General features: G+C 67.9%; 12 protein-coding genes. All 12 read right to left on the bottom strand.

From position 1 onward, the window contains the following. Positions 1–21: 21 nt before the first annotated feature. Positions 22–537, bottom strand: a complete 516-nt coding sequence (locus VGI12_06735; protein HEY2432354.1) for a hypothetical protein — start codon at positions 535–537, stop codon at positions 22–24. Continuing rightward, the gene (locus VGI12_06730; GenBank protein ID HEY2432353.1) at positions 480–1,070 is read right to left on the bottom strand and encodes a sigma-70 family RNA polymerase sigma factor; all 591 of its coding nucleotides are present in this window, start codon (positions 1,068–1,070) and stop codon (positions 480–482) included. Before VGI12_06730 ends, VGI12_06735 begins: the two co-directional genes overlap by 58 nt. 97 nt (positions 1,071–1,167) lie before the next feature. Continuing rightward, on the bottom strand, positions 1,168–2,097 hold the full coding sequence (gene era / locus VGI12_06725) for a GTPase Era (protein ID HEY2432352.1): 930 nt from the start codon (positions 2,095–2,097) through the stop codon (positions 1,168–1,170). Positions 2,098–2,099: 2 nt separating this feature from the next. Then, positions 2,100–3,383: a hemolysin family protein gene (locus VGI12_06720; protein HEY2432351.1), complete on the bottom strand. Its 1,284-nt coding sequence runs from the start codon at positions 3,381–3,383 to the stop codon at positions 2,100–2,102. Beyond that, positions 3,380–3,964 carry an rRNA maturation RNase YbeY gene (ybeY, locus tag VGI12_06715; protein HEY2432350.1) on the bottom strand — a complete coding sequence of 195 codons (585 nt, stop codon included), beginning with the start codon at positions 3,962–3,964 and terminating at the stop codon, positions 3,380–3,382. The genes VGI12_06720 and ybeY overlap by 4 nt, the downstream gene beginning before the upstream one ends. A gap of 22 nt (positions 3,965–3,986) precedes the next feature. Then, on the bottom strand, positions 3,987–4,958 hold the full coding sequence (locus VGI12_06710) for a PhoH family protein (protein HEY2432349.1): 972 nt from the start codon (positions 4,956–4,958) through the stop codon (positions 3,987–3,989). A gap of 99 nt (positions 4,959–5,057) precedes the next feature. Further along, a complete protein-coding gene (gene aspS / locus VGI12_06705) occupies positions 5,058–6,824 on the bottom strand; it encodes an aspartate--tRNA ligase (GenBank protein HEY2432348.1) in 1,767 nt (588 codons plus the stop codon). Further along, positions 6,821–8,179 (bottom strand): histidine--tRNA ligase, encoded by a 1,359-nt coding sequence (hisS, locus tag VGI12_06700; protein ID HEY2432347.1) that lies wholly within the window; start codon positions 8,177–8,179, stop codon positions 6,821–6,823. The genes aspS and hisS overlap by 4 nt, the downstream gene beginning before the upstream one ends. Positions 8,180–8,215: 36 nt before the next feature. Further along, positions 8,216–9,526 carry a chloride channel protein gene (locus VGI12_06695; GenBank protein ID HEY2432346.1) on the bottom strand — a complete coding sequence of 437 codons (1,311 nt, stop codon included), beginning with the start codon at positions 9,524–9,526 and terminating at the stop codon, positions 8,216–8,218. After that, positions 9,523–10,620, bottom strand: a complete 1,098-nt coding sequence (locus VGI12_06690; protein ID HEY2432345.1) for a tetratricopeptide repeat protein — start codon at positions 10,618–10,620, stop codon at positions 9,523–9,525. The genes VGI12_06695 and VGI12_06690 overlap by 4 nt, the downstream gene beginning before the upstream one ends. A gap of 47 nt (positions 10,621–10,667) precedes the next feature. Next, positions 10,668–12,296 (bottom strand): peptidase dimerization domain-containing protein, encoded by a 1,629-nt coding sequence (locus VGI12_06685; protein ID HEY2432344.1) that lies wholly within the window; start codon positions 12,294–12,296, stop codon positions 10,668–10,670. A gap of 44 nt (positions 12,297–12,340) precedes the next feature. After that, complete coding sequence (locus VGI12_06680; GenBank protein ID HEY2432343.1) at positions 12,341–14,809, bottom strand: ABC transporter permease; 2,469 nt, start codon at positions 14,807–14,809, stop codon at positions 12,341–12,343. Positions 14,810–14,820: the final 11 nt, after the last annotated feature.

Genomic DNA, 14,820 nt, shown 5'->3' with positions numbered 1-14,820 from the left:
TTATGAACCCTCTTCCAGAGCTCAATTCACGATGCGCACGGCGCGCGGCAGGCCGTCCTGGCCGACGATGAGATCGGTGGTGACCGACGCGGTGCGGCCAGGCGGCGGCGTCACACCGTACGACGGCAGCAGCGACACCGGCAGATTGACGCGGACGAGTGTGCCGCTTTCCATCGCCGGCAGCGCCGACGCGCCGGGGACGGGGATGAAATCACTGGGCGGCTGCAGCTGGACGCCACGGTTGTTGGCAAGGCCCGGATTGTGCGAAACCGGTCCTGGAGGAAGAGGGCCGTGACGTCCAGTCAAAGCCGGCGTCACGCCGGCGGCGATGAGCACCGCGGCGGCGGTCGCGAGCGCGGCCATGTACCAATACTGACGACCGGACGCAGGGCGCGCGGCGCGACCGTACGCGTCGTCGAAAGCGGTGAACAGCGCCGCGTCGCGCGCCGGATCGGCCGGCGGCACCACCGCGGCGGCGTTCAGCCGGCGAAGCGCGTCCGCGAGATCCGGTTCGATCGGGCCGTCGAGTCTGTCCATCGTTGGTTCCGTAGTCTTTCTGCCAGCAAACCGCGGCCGCGATGCAGCCGCGAGCGAATCGTCCCCACCGCGCACCCGGCCGCCGCGGCGGCGTCCTGGTACGAGAACTCCTGCAGGTCGCAGAGCACCACCGCCTCGCGGTAGACGACCGGCAGCGCCACCAGCGCCGCGCGCAGCGTGGCCACGTCCTGCTCCCGCGCCACGGCGTCGCCGGGATCGACGACGACCGCCGGTTCCCGCCCGTCGGCCGGCAGCGGCTCGTACCGCCGCTCGGTCATCCGCCTCAGCGCATGATTGCGCGCGATGCCAATCAGCCAGGCGGCGACTCCGGATCGGCCCGGCGTATAGCGCCCCGCGTCGTGAATCACGGCGAGGAACACCTCCTGCGCCACGTCTTCCGCGACCGCCGGGGCCCCCGTCATATGGAGCGCGAACCGGTAGACATCGGGCCGGCGGCGGCGATACAGCTCGGCAAACGCCTCGCGGTCGCCCGCCGCCACGGCGGCGATCAGTTCCTCATCGCTGGTGCTCATCGGACGGCGTGGCTAGTTGTATTCCGCTCGGGCGGCGCGAAAGTTCCCGGCGGGCAGGGCGCTGTGTGCGGGGCTGTGGAATTGACCCCGGCCTCTCTTACCGCTTGCGCGGCAGGCCGAGGCTATCGAGCACGCGCTCGTCGTCGCGCCAGTCCGGCTTCACCTTCACGCGCAGATCGAGAAAGACCTTGCAGTCGAAGAAGGCCGCGACGTCCAGGCGGGCTTCGGTGCCGATTTTCTTGATCATCGAGCCGGCGCGGCCGATGACGATGGGCTTCTGGGACTCAGTCTCGACGAAAATCGTGCAGTAGACGCGAAGCAGGCCGCCGGGGCGCTCGGGCTCCTCGAACTGATCGACCACGACGGCGGTCGAAAACGGCAGCTCGTCGCGCGTATTCGCCAGCACCTTCTCGCGCACGGTCTCGGCCACCAGCACGCGTTCGGGCTGGTCGGTCAGGTAGTCGTCAGGATAGAGAGGCTCCCCTTCCGGGAGATGCAGGAGCAGTTCGCGCTCCAGCGCCTCCACGCCGTCGCCGCTGGCCGCCGAAATCGGCACCATCGCGGCAAAGTCGTGCCAGCCGGCCAGCTCGCTCATCAGCGGCAGCAGCTTCGCCTTGGCGATGAGATCGATCTTGTTCAACACGAGCACGACCGGGATATCGACCGGTTTCAGCAGCTTCGCCACGAACTCGTCCCCATGACCGGGGCGCGCCGAGGCGTCGTGCACGAGCATCACGGCGTCGACCTCCGACAGCGTATCCACCGCCGCACCGACCATCCGCACGTTCATCCGATGCAACGGCCGATGGATACCGGGCGTGTCGACGAACACGATCTGCCCCGCCGCCGCGGCCTGGGGCTGACCCGAAGCGGCGGGCTCCGGATAGTTCTTCACGCCGACGATGCGCGTCCGCGTCGTCTGCGGCTTGTCGGAGACGATGGCGATCTTCTCCCCGACGATGCGGTTGAGGAGAGTCGACTTGCCGGCGTTGGGCCGGCCGACGATGGAGACGTAGCCGCTCTTCATGGCTAGGACGTCCGGCGGAGTCCGACGGCGGCGCCGTCGGAAACCGGCGACGGCTGCAGCCTGCGGAAACGCACCTTGTGGATGCGGCGGCGCTCGGCCTCGAGCACGTCCACCTGCATGGCGTCCAGCTCGAACGACTCTCCCACCGCCGGGACGCGGCCGAGGCGGGCCAGCACATAGCCGCCAACCGTTTCGAAGCCTTCCGGCTCCACGTCGAGACCAAGCCGGTCGCGGAGATCGTCGAAGCTGACCTTGGCGCTGAACACGTACGAACCGCTTCCCTCCTCGACGATCGGCTCGCTCTCCACGTCGTCCTCGTCGCGAATCTCGCCGACGATCTCCTCGATCAAGTCCTCGAGCGTCACCAGGCCGGCGGTGCCGCCGTATTCGTCGACGACGATCGCCATCTGCACCTGCTTGCGTTGAAACTCCTTCAGCAGCTCGTGCACCCGCTTCGTCTCCGGGACGAACGTCGCCGGCCGCACCATCGACGTGATCGGATGCCGCTCGAGCGCGACGTCCTCGATCTTCAGCAGATCCTTCACCCGGATGACGCCCACGATGTTGTCGAGGTTCTCCTTGTAGACCGGGAAGCGCGAATACTCCTGGTCGCGGAAGCGCGCTCGCAGTTCGGCGACGGTCGCGCTGGCCGGGATCGCGACGATATCGGGCCGCGGCGTCATCACCTCGCGCGCCAGCGTGTCGCCGAAATCGACGATCGACTGCAGCAGCCGTTTTTCGTCCCCTTCGATCAGCCCTTGTTCCTCGCCCGCTTCAAGATACGCGTGCGCCACCTCGCCGGCTTCAGCAGCGGCCGGCTCCTGCGCGGCTTCCGGCCTCGCCGGCTTGCCGGTCGTCAGGAGGCGCACGAGCGGACCCGAGATGGGCAACATCGCGCCAGCGATGACCGAGAAGCTCGGCAGCAGGAGCGTCAGCACACGCTCGGGATTGCGCCTGACGATGATGGACGGCAGCAGATGCTCGCAGATGACGATGTAGATGGCGACGCAGACCAGCAGCGTCGAAATCGAGGCGAAGCTGACGCCGGACCGTCCGGTCAGCACGGCGAGCAGCACGGTGGCGAGCGAAAAAGAGATGCCGAGCAGCAGGCGCGCCGGAACGAACAGCTCGATCGGCTCGTCGAGGTAGCGGCCCAACAGCCGGTCGTCGCGGCCCCGCTCCGCCATGAGGCGAAGCGACAGCTTCATCAGCGCGCTGAATGCGGTCTCGACGGTGCCGATGTAGACGGCCGCGATCCCGAGCAGGAACAGGGTGAGCGGAATCATCGCCCAGCCGAGGGGTTTCGCCCTGTGGACTCCCCCACACGCGCTTTCGCGCGTCGTTTCGCCGGCCCGCTCGGTTCGCGTCGTCGCGGCGGACGGCTGCCGCGTTCGATGAGCCCCTCGCGCAAGCCGCCTTTGGCGCGAAGGCGCCGCTCGACCCGGGCCATGCGGCCGCGGTCGGACGACGAGTCGTGATCGTAGCCCACCAGGTGCAACAGGCCGTGCAGCGCGAGAATCCTGAGCTCGACGATGTCGCTGTGCCCCGCCTCACGCGCCTGACGGCGGGCGGTCTGCGTGGAGATTACGATGTCGCCGCTGGCGCGGCTCGAGGGATGCGGATCGAGATGGACGGTCTCGGGAAACGTCAGCACGTCGGTCGGCGCGTCCATGCGCCTGAAACGCCGGTTCAATTCGCGGATGCGCGCGTCGGACACGAGCGCGATCACCACCTCGCCCGAGACGGCGCGCGGGACGACGCGACGAAGCCAGGCGGAGAGTCCACTGAGGCGGAGCGGCCGGCCGCGGCCGTCGACGACGGCGATCTGCACCTCGCGATCGGCGACACGCAGCTCACGGGCCGCCACCCGGGACCCGCGGCGCGCGCGCCTACTGTCGGGATCCACTGCCGCCGTACGCTTCGTACGCCTTGACGATCTGCTGGACGAGCGCGTGCCGCACCACGTCCTTCTCGTCGAAGTGAACGAATGCGATGCCTTCGACCTTGCCGATCACCTTGACCGCCTCGACCAGTCCGGAGGGGCGGCTGGTCGGCAGATCGATCTGGGTCACGTCGCCGGTGATCACCGCCTTGGAGCCGAAGCCCAGACGAGTGAGGAACATCTTCATCTGCTCGGACGTGGTGTTCTGCGCCTCGTCGAGGATCACGAAGGCGTCGTTGAGAGTGCGGCCGCGCATGAACGCGATCGGCGCAACCTCGATCGTGCCGCGCTCGATCAGCCGTTCGACACGATCGAGATCGATCATGTCGTAGAGGGCGTCGTAGAGCGGACGCAGGTACGGGTTCACTTTCTCCTGAAGGTCGCCCGGCAGGAACCCGAGCTTCTCTCCCGCCTCCACGGCCGGCCGCGCGAGGATGATGCGGCTGACCCGCTTGCTCAGCAGAAACGAGACCGCCTGCGCCATCGCCAGGTAGGTCTTGCCGGTCCCGGCCGGTCCGATCCCGAAGACGATGTCGGACTGCTCGATCGCGTCGAGGTAGCGCTTCTGCGTGGCGCTCTTGGGAACGACCTGGCGCTTGCCGGAGGTCTTGGTGCCGGGGCGGAGGAAGTAGTCGGCCAGCTCGACGTTGTCGCCCTGGGCCACCAGTTGCGCGGCGGTCTTCACGTCCCCCTTGGCCAGACGGTATCCGCCGCGGATCAGGGAGGCGAGCTGGTCGAGCACGCGCTCCGCGCGCGTCACGTCGGCGGGTTCCCCCTCGACGATCAGCTCGTGCCCCGCCGTGCGGATACGCACGGCGAACTGCGATTCGAGCTGCTTGAGGTTCTCGTCGTACGGGCCGAACAGGGACTCAGCCCCTTCTTCGGGGATCTGAATCTTACGTATCGCTGAGGTGGGCAAATTCGTTGGGGAAATCCTAGCACGAGCCGTGGCTCCCCGCTTCCAAGCCCGATTTCAGAAGGGATCGGGCTCGGCCGCCTCGGGGACAGCCCCCGGCGGCTACTCCGTCCGCACGTGGAGCTCGCGGAGCTGTTTGGCGTCGACGGTGGACGGCGCCCCGGCCATTAGATCGATGGCCTGCGCGGTTTTCGGGAACGCGATGACGTCGCGGATCGACGGCTCGGCGGCCAGGATCGCGACGATGCGATCGAGACCGAGGGCGATGCCGCCGTGGGGGGGCGTTCCGAACTCCAGCGCGTCCACGAAGAACCCGAATCGCTGCTTTGCCTCCTCGTCGGTCATGCCCAGCAGCTTGAAGATCAGCCGCTGCAGCCGCTGGTCGTGGATGCGGATGCTGCCGCCGCCGATCTCGCTGCCGTTGAGGACGAGATCGTAGGCGCGCGCCCGGACGGACCCCGGATCGGACTCGAGCCGCCCGGCGTCGGATTCGAGCGGCGCGGTGAAGGGATGATGCATGAACTCCCAGCGCGCCTCGGCGGGCAGCCATTCGAACATCGGGAAGTCGACTACCCAGAGGAACTCGAAGCGGTTGGGGTCGAGCCGGTTCTCGCGCTTCGCCACGTTCAAGCGCAGCTGGCCGAGCATCCGGGCGGTGGCGTCGTGCGGGCCGGCCGCCAGCACCAGGAGGTCCTCCCTGGCGGCGCCGGCCGCGCTCAACGCGGCGCGAATCGTCGCTTCGCCGGCTGCCTTGAGCGCCGGGCTCTGGACGCCCGCCTCGGCGTGGCGCGCCCACACGAGGCCGGCGGCGCCGAGGCCCTTGGCTTCCTCGACCAAATCGTCGAGGACCTTGCGCGAATAGCCGGCGGCGCCAGGAATGACGAAGCCGCGGACTTCGCCGCCCGCGTCGATGGCGGCGCGAAAGATCGAGAAGCTCGACGACCGGAACGGTTCCGAGAGGTCCCGCAGCTCCATGCCGGCGCGCAGATCGGGCTTGTCGGATCCGTAGGTCGCGATGGCCTCCGCGTAGGGCATGCGCCGGAACGGGTGCGGAGCGTCCCGGGCGACCAAAGCCATCAGGCGGCCCATCAGCGGCTCGAGCATCGAGAACACCAGGTCCTCGGTGGCAAAGGAGATCTCCAGATCGACCTGCGTGAACTCAGGCTGCCGATCGGCGCGCAGGTCTTCGTCACGGAAGCACTTGACGATCTGGAAATAGCGATCCAACCCCGAGATCATCAAGATCTGCTTGAAGATCTGGGGGGACTGCGGCAGCGCGTAGAACTCGCCTGGATGGACGCGGCTGGGCACCAGGTAGTCGCGCGCCCCCTCCGGCGTCGACTTGGTCAGAATCGGCGTCTCGACTTCGAGGAAACCGTTCTCGTCGAAATAGCGGCGGATTTCGAACGCCGCCTTGTGCCGCAGGATCAGGTTCGATTGCAGGCGGGGCCGGCGCAGGTCCAGATAGCGGTAGCGCAGCCGGATGTCTTCCGAGACGGGCGTGTCCTCGTTAATCGGAAACGGCGGCGTCCTGGCGTCGTTCAACAGCCGGATCTCGCGCGCCGCCACCTCGATCGCGCCGGTGGCCAGTTTCGGGTTGATCGCGTCCTTGGCGCGCGCGTCGACGCGGCCGATGATCCCGACGACGTACTCGGGCCGAAGGCGCTTCGCCTTGTCCTCGAGCGCGGCGTCGCGGACCACCACCTGCGTAATCCCGTGTCGATCGCGCAGGTCGAAGAACAGCACGCCGCCCAGATCGCGGACGCGATGGACCCAGCCGAGGAGCACCACGTCCCGGCCGACATCGGCCGGCGCCAACTGGCCGCAGGTGTGAGTACGGGCAAGAGATCCGAGCGGTTCTACAGTCATGGCGCGTCGTCCGAAAGTCGATCTGCGATATCCGAGAGCCGCTGGGTCAGCGTGGCGGCGACCGTCCCTCGGGCGACGGCTTCCTCCTGTCGGGTGGTCAGGGTCTTTATCTTAACTTCCCCGCGGGTCAGCTCGTCCTGTCCCATGACGGCGACGAATCGCGCCTGACGGGCGTCCGCATACTTGAAGGCCTTGCCGAGGTCCTTGCCGTTCCGCAGCCCCTCGGGATAGACCTCGACGCGCAGCCCGGCGGCGCGCAGCTCGCCGGCGAGGCGCAGCGACTCCGCCGCGAGCGGCGTGTCGAAGATCGTGACCAGCACGTCGGATCCGGAGGCCTGGACCTCCACCGGAAACATGCCGCGCTCGCCCATCACGACGAGGATGCGTTCGAGGCCGAGCGAGAAACCGCAGGCCGGCACCGACTCGCTGGAGAACATGCCGATCAAGCCATCGTAGCGACCGCCGCCGCCGAGGCTGCCGGCGAGGTCGGGTACGGCGATCTCCATGATCGCGCCGGTGTAGTAGGACAAGCCGCGCGCCAGCCGCGGCGTGAACTGCACGTGGCCTTTTGCAGGCGTGCTCTCACTCAGGTTGATGATGGAATTGACGTTGAGCCCAGCGACAGCAGCCGCGGGATCGACCGAGAAAAACTCTTCGCGCCAACGCTCCTCGATGATCTTTTCCGACGTCTCGAGAATGGACTTCGCCGTGTCTTCTGGTACACCTCTCGAAACCATGTCCGTTACAACGCCAGCCGCGCCTACTTTGTCCAACTTATCAATGGCAACGAGGACGTCAGCGTGCCTAGACTTCTCGACACCCAGTGTGTCGAGCATCGCCGTCAGCAGCACGCGGTGATTGAGCTGCACCGTGAAGTCGCGGAACCCCAGCGTCTGCAGGACCTCGCTGACGGCGGCGATCATCTCGGCCTCGACGACCGGCGACGTCGAGCCGATCGCGTCGACGTCGCACTGGTAGAACTCACGGAATCGTCCACGCTGCGGACGGTCGGCGCGCCAGACCGGCTGAATCTGATACCGCTTGAAAAACTTCGGCAGTTTCCCGCGGTTGTCGGCGACCACGCGCGCCAGCGGCACCGTCAGATCGTAGCGAAGCGCAAGATCCGTCTCGCCGCTCGCTTCGCCTTCCCCGCGCCGCAGCACTTTGTAGAGAAGCTTGTCCCCCTCCTCGCCGTACTTGCCCAGCAGCGTCTCGATGTTCTCGAGCGCCGGCGTCTCCAGCGGCTCGAACCCGTAGCGCTGGTAGACGCGGCGCACCACGTCGATGACGTACTGCCGCTTCCGGACGTCTTCCGGCAGGAAATCGCGCATGCCGCGCGCCGGACCGGTGTGCATCCGTACAGTCTACCGTTTGCCGGGGACAGTTCGCAGTTAGTGCAGGTGAATGCCGTCCTGTTTCAGCAACGCGTGGTAAATCGGCGTCGGCTGCAGGCGGCGCGAGATGGCAAAACTGAGAAGGTTGGCGACCATCAGCGGCACCAGGATCTGATAGTCCTGCGTGATCTCGAAGATCATGAACACCGACGTCATCGGCGCGCGCAGGATGCCGGCGAACAGCGCGCCCATGCCGACGAGCGCGTAGGCGCCGGGATCGGCGACCGGAAACGGTGCGACGTGGTGGACGAGGACGCCGATCGCTCCGCCCGCCATGGCGCCGATGTAGAGCGTCGGGCCGAAGATGCCGCCGGCATTGCCGGTCGAATACGACACGATCGTGGCCACCAGCTTCAACGCGCACAGCAGCGCCATGGTCTTCAGCACCATCCCGCCATTGAGCGCCTGGTCGACGTAGCCATAGCCGACGCCAGTAACCTGCGGCACGGTCAGCAGCAGTACGGCGATCGCGATCCCGCCGACGGCCGGCTGCACCGCGACCGTCCATGACGGAAGCCGCTTGAACGCGGCGCGCAGGCCGAGCAGGCCCTTGCAGAAGACCATCGAGACAATCCCGCCGGCGGCGCCAAGCGCGGCGTAGGCGAACAGCTCCGCCGGGTGTGCCAGGCGGTACTGCGGCACGTGGAAGAGCGGCTCGTTGCCCAGAATGGCGCGCTCGACGACCACCGACGCCACCGACGCGATGACGGCCGACCCGAGCAGCGGCGCATTCATGTCGCCGATGATCTCCTCGAGCGTGAAGATGACCGCAGACACCGGCGTGTTGAATGCGGCCGCCAGCGCTCCGGCCACGCCGACGGGCACCAGATCGCGCACGCGTTCGGGCGACAGCCCCAGCCAGCGGCCCACGACCGACGCGATGCCGCCGCCGATCTGCACCGACGGCCCTTCGCGGCCCATCGAGTGACCGGCACCGATCGTCAGGGCCCCGGTGAGGAACTTGCCGATGGGAACGGTCCACGGGATGACGCCCCCGTCGAGCTTGTAGGCGGCCTCGGTCTGCGGCACGCCGCTGCCGCGCACGCCGGGGAACACATAGCGCAGCAGCAGCCCCGTGCCGAGGCTGATCAGGATCGGCACCATGACGGTACGCGAGGGACTGGCGCGAAACCCGAACAGCACACGGGTGACCCAGTCGATCGTGACCGTAAAGAACACCGCGCTCAGGCCGGCGAGGATGCCGACGACGATCGACAGCGCCGCGAACAGCCGCGCCTCGCGGCTGCGCTGTGTTTCTGAGGCATCCGCAACCTCCGCGGCGATCGGGCCCTCGATCGGTTCGCTCACGACGCGTCCAACCCGTGCCGCGCGGCGATGAGGACGATGGCGCGATCGATCGGCTGTGGCGGCGGACAGAGGTTCGACAGGTCGCGCGCGAGGCCGGCGACGCGCGCCAGATCCGGACCGAGGCTGTCGGCCGACGTCGCGTGCGCCGCCGCGAACGTCCGCTGCAGATCCGCGAGTGCCTGCTGCGGAGCCGCCGCGCTGGCGCACCCGGCGGCACGCGCCTGCAGCTCGTCGACCGCGCGGGCGAGCCGTCGGTCGCGCTCGCGCGCGGTGAGGCGCGGCAGCAGCGGATCGATGTCGAGCACCAGCTCGGCGATCTGCAGCCTCTCGCTGTCGGCGCCGCCGGCGGTGCGCCGCAGGTAGTCGCGCGCGTGCTCGTAGTCGCCGGTCGCGAAGGCGGCCTCGCCCGCCCCGGCCAGCGCCGTCTCGTCGTGCGGGGCGCGGCGGAGCGCGGCGACGAACTGCGCCTCGGCGCGCGCCGGGCTGCCGGCCTGCATCAGCAGCTGGCCGACGCGGACGTGCGCCAACGGGTCGTCGGGAATCTCACCGCTCAACTTCAGCAGTTCGGCCAGCGCGCGTTCGGCCGCGCCGTGTGTGAGCAGCAGGTCAATCAGCTCGATTCGAAGCGTGCGTCGCTCTTCGATCCGCGCCGGCTGCCACAGGCCCAGAATCGCGGTCTGGAAATAGCGGACCGCGTCGTCGACGCTGCCGCGCGCCGCCACCAGCCGGGCCAGACTGGCGTTGACCTCGACGTCCTCGGGCACCGCCTCGCGCAGGCGCAGCAGCACGTCGAGCGCCGCGTCGTTGTCGCCGGTCCGGCGCAAGGCATCCGCCAGCGCAGACCGGTAGGCTCGATTGTCACGGTCGATCAGAGAGGCCTTGCGGAACGCGTCGACGGCGGCCTTGGCATTTCCCGCGGCCAGGCTTGCCGCGCCGGCGGCGTTCCAACGCGCCGCATCCGCCTGCGCGGTGCGGCGATTTGAGGCGGCGAGCGTCCGGGTGGCGAAGAACGCGGCGATCGCGATGGCGCACAACGCACCGAAGATGCGGGCTTCGCGCCTGATGATCCGATCGATTGCGCTGCGAACGTCCAACCCCCGGATCGTACTCCCCCCGTGTAGTCGGAATCAACCGCTGCCGTTCAGGGATTCGATGCGCGTACCGTCGGGTACTTGATTCCGAGCTGCTCGAGGTACGTCTTGTAGCGCGACGGATCGTAGTAGTACTTCTTCATCTCCGCGCGGTACTTGTCCATCGTGTTCTTGTTCAGCCAGATGGCCGGGGTGTCCTGCGGGCGGATCAACGGCTCGTACTTGGTGTCCTTGTTCTGGACGTCTCGGAAATACGACCAGGCCTGATCGACCAGCTCCTTCCGCGCCAGCAGGTCGAGCATCGTCATGGCCTGCACCTTGGCACCGGCGATCACACCCTTGTGCGCGATCGGCGTGGCCATCGCGATGGCGTTCGCCCAGTTGTGGCCCGGCAGACCGGGAATATTCGAGGGGTAGCGCAGCGTCACGGTCGGGACGTTCCACGAGATGTCGCCGATGTCGTCCGAGCCGCCGCCGTCGTTGTGCTCCACCGGCCCCTGAAGCTTTTCCGGGAGCTTGACCGACAGTCCGTCGGTCTTCGGGTTCTTCAGCTCCTTCTGCAGCGCCTTGGCGAGCTGCTGATCCTCATCGCTCCATTTCGGCAGGCCGACTTTCTGGATGTTCGACCACGTCGTCTCGGCGACGACCTTGTTGAAATGCTGCGGCCACGCCGCACCGAGGACCTGTTCCTGCTTCAGTTCGACGCCGGCCATCATCGCCGCCGCTTTGGCCATCGTGTCGCCGGTCTCCCAGAGCTCTTTGATGTGCTCATAATCGGTTTCGCGGAAGTAGTACCAGACCGACGCCGTGCGCGGGACGACGTTGGGCTGATCGCCGCCGTCGGTGATGACGTCGTGCGAGCGCTGGCTGAGACGCAGATGCTCACGGCGGAACTGCCAACCGATGTCCATCAACTCGACGGCATCCAGCGCGCTCCGGCCGCGCCACGGCGCGGCGGCGGCGTGCGCCGTTTCGCCGAGGAACGAGTACTGCACCGAGACGAGACCGGTGCCGCTCCCCGCGCCCCACGACACGCCGAGGTTTTCCCCGACGTGGACGAAGAGCGCGATGTCGACGTCCTTGAACAGCCCGGCGCGGACGAAGTAGGCCTTGCTGCCGACGAGTTCCTCGGCGGTGCCGGTCCAGATGCGGATCGTGCCCGGCAGGTGCTCGCGCGCCATGATTTTCTTGACGCTGATCGCGGCGACGATCTGCAGCGGCAGTCCGGAATTGTGCCCTTCGCCGTGGCCGGGCGCGCCTTCGATGATCGGGTCATGGTAGGCGACCCCCGGCTTCTGCGACGCCTGCGGGATGCAGTCGATGTCCGATCCGAGCGCCAGAATCGGCTTGCCCGATCCCCACGTGGCCATGAAGGCGGTCGGGATGCCGGCGACCCCCTCCTCCACGTCGAAGCCGTTCTTCTTGAGGATGTCGATCAGATAGTGGTTCGTTTCGGTTTCCTGGAAACCAAGCTCGCCATAGCTGAAGATCTGATCGACCATCTGCTGCGCGAAGCCCGCCTGGCTCTCGACATCGTTGACGGCTTCCTGCTTCCAGGCATCGAGCCTGGGATTGGCCGCCGCCGGAGCCGCGGGCGCCTGCGCGACCCGCTCGGCAAGCGGCGCGGCGACGACGACGGTGGCGAGCAGTGCGGCGACCAGCAGCGCGCGTGGTTTCATGCGCGGGATTATATGCGCGCAACCGACCGGCAGCCGCCAGGCGGCTACAGGTCTCTTCGCAGCGCCAGCGCCGGCTGCACCCGCGCGGCGCGCGCCGCCGGCACGTACGACGCCAGGAGCGCCGTCACGCCGAGACCCACCGCAACGGCCACGTACGTCACCGGATCGAGGGCGCCGACGCCGTACAACAGCGTCGACATCACGCGGGTAACGAAGGCCGCCGTCACCAGGCCGATCGCAATGCCCGCCCCCGCCAGCACCAGGCCTTGACGCACGAAGAGACCGGTCACGTCGCGGCTCAGCGCACCGAGCGCCATGCGGATGCCGATCTCCTTCGTCCGCTGCGTCGCGATGTAGGCGATGACGCCGTAGATGCCGACGATACCGAGCAGCAGCGCCACGGCTCCGGCAATCGCGAGCATCACCAGCGCGAACGACGTCTGCGCCATCGATGCCGACATGATGTCGTTCATCGTCCGGACGTTGGCGACCGGGAGGCTGGCGTTGACCGACCACACCGCCTGCTGCAGGTCCTTGACGAGCGTCGGCGACTTCGGCCGCTCGCTGCGGATCACGTAGGTGAGACTGCGGCGTACCGTCACCGGTTCGTTCCACAGCTTCTCGACGATCAACGGCCAGTAGACGGTGGGCGGCGCCGGCTGCGCCAGCCCGTCGTCGCGCTCGTCGCCGACAACGCCGACGACCGTCCGCCACGGGTTGTCGGGTGAATTGCGGACGCGGCGGCCGACCGCCTTCGCCGGATCCTTCCAGTACTCGCGCGCCAGGCTCTCGCTGAACACGACGACCGGCAGGTGGTTGTAGGTGTCGGTCCAGTTCAGGAGACGTCCGGCGACGAGCCGCGCGCCCATCGTCGAGAAATAACTGCCGTCGGTCGACTTGTAGCGACGAATCGGCGGAATCGTACCGGGCGGGGGCGGCACGTCCTCCACGAAGATCGGATCGTTGGAATTGGCGCCTTCCATCGTGACGGAAGACGTCAATCCGACCGAGGCGACGCCCGGCAGAGCCGCCAGTTTGCGCGCAATCGCCTCGTGGGTCCGCGTGGTGCGGTCGGGATCCTTGACGATCGAGTCCGGGATCGACACGCGCATCGTGACGAGCTGTTCCGGATGCACGAAGCCGGGATCGACGCGCCGCATCGCCTGGAACGTGCGAATCATGAGACCCGAGCCGACCAGCAGTACCACCGCGAGCGCCACCTCGACGACGACCAGCGTGTTGCGGGCGCGGTGCCGCTGGCGGCTGGCAGTGCCGAGACGACCGCCCTGGTTGAGGAACGTCGCCAGGCGAGGCGTCGCGAACTTCATCACCGGCAGCAGCCCGAACAGCACCCCGGCGACCAGCGAAATCCCGAGGGTGAAGACGACGACGGCGCCGTCGATGCCGATATCGTCGACGCGCGGCAGTCCCGAGGGCGCCAGCGCGACCAGCCCGCGAATCCCGAGCCACGCCAGCCCGAGCCCGGCCGCTCCCCCGGCCAGCCCGAGACACAGGCTCTCCGACAGCAGTTCCCAGGCGATCCGGCGCGTCCCCGCGCCGAGCGCGGCGTGGATCGCCAGCTCCTGCTGCCGCCCTTCGGCGCGCACCAGGAACAGATTCGCCACGTTGGCGCACGCAATGAGCAGGACGATGCCCACGGTGCCGAAGACCACCCACAGCACGCGGCCGACGTCCCCGATCACGTCCTGGTCGAGCGGACGGACGTTGGCGCCGATCCGCGCCGCCGCGAACATCGGTTTGGTGAACCCGGGCGGCATCGGGTATCGATCCTCGACGAGCGGGATCATCCGGTTGACGTCGGCATTCGCCTGCGCCAGTGTCACGCCGGGCTTGAGCCGCGCGATGCCCTGAAAGCTGAAATTGCCGACGAAGACGGTCGCCGGGTCGATCCGCATCGGCAACAGCATCTGCGGATGGAGATTGAGGAACCGGAAGCGGGCGGGCAGGACGCCGATGATTTCGTGCGGCTTGCCGTCGAGCACGATCGACCGACCGACGACCGAGGGATCGCCGCCGAACTTGCGCTGCCAGTAGCCGTAGGCGAGCATCACGCGCTCGGGACTCTTCGGTGAATCGTCGGCGGCAGTGAAGCGGCGGCCTATTGCGGCCTGCACACGCAGGATCGGCAGGATGCCGTCGGTGACGTCGAGCGCGTCGACCCGCTCCGGCTCGCCGGCGCCAGTCACCGCGACCGCGTCCGTGTCCCAGAGCCCCGTGTCCTCGAAGGTGCGGTTCGAGTCGCGATACGTCAGGTAGAAGGCGGGCGCCTGATTGAGGAGGGGGATCCCGAGTCCCGGCGCCGCGTGCCACACACCGATGAGGCGTTCCGGCGCCTCGAAAGGCAGGGGTTTGAGGAGCACACCGCGAATCACGGTGAACATCGCGGTGTTGGCGCCGATGCCCAGCGCGAGCGTGGCGACGGCGACCGAGGTGAAAAGCGGGGCGCGGAGCAGCCGGCGCGACACGAGGCGAAGCCGTGCGGGCAGAATCATGAGATTAGGGA

This window comes from Vicinamibacterales bacterium, assembly GCA_036496585.1.
GTDB lineage: Bacteria > Acidobacteriota > Vicinamibacteria > Vicinamibacterales > 2-12-FULL-66-21 > JAICSD01.
This window is presented reverse-complemented; position numbering and strand designations above follow the sequence as displayed.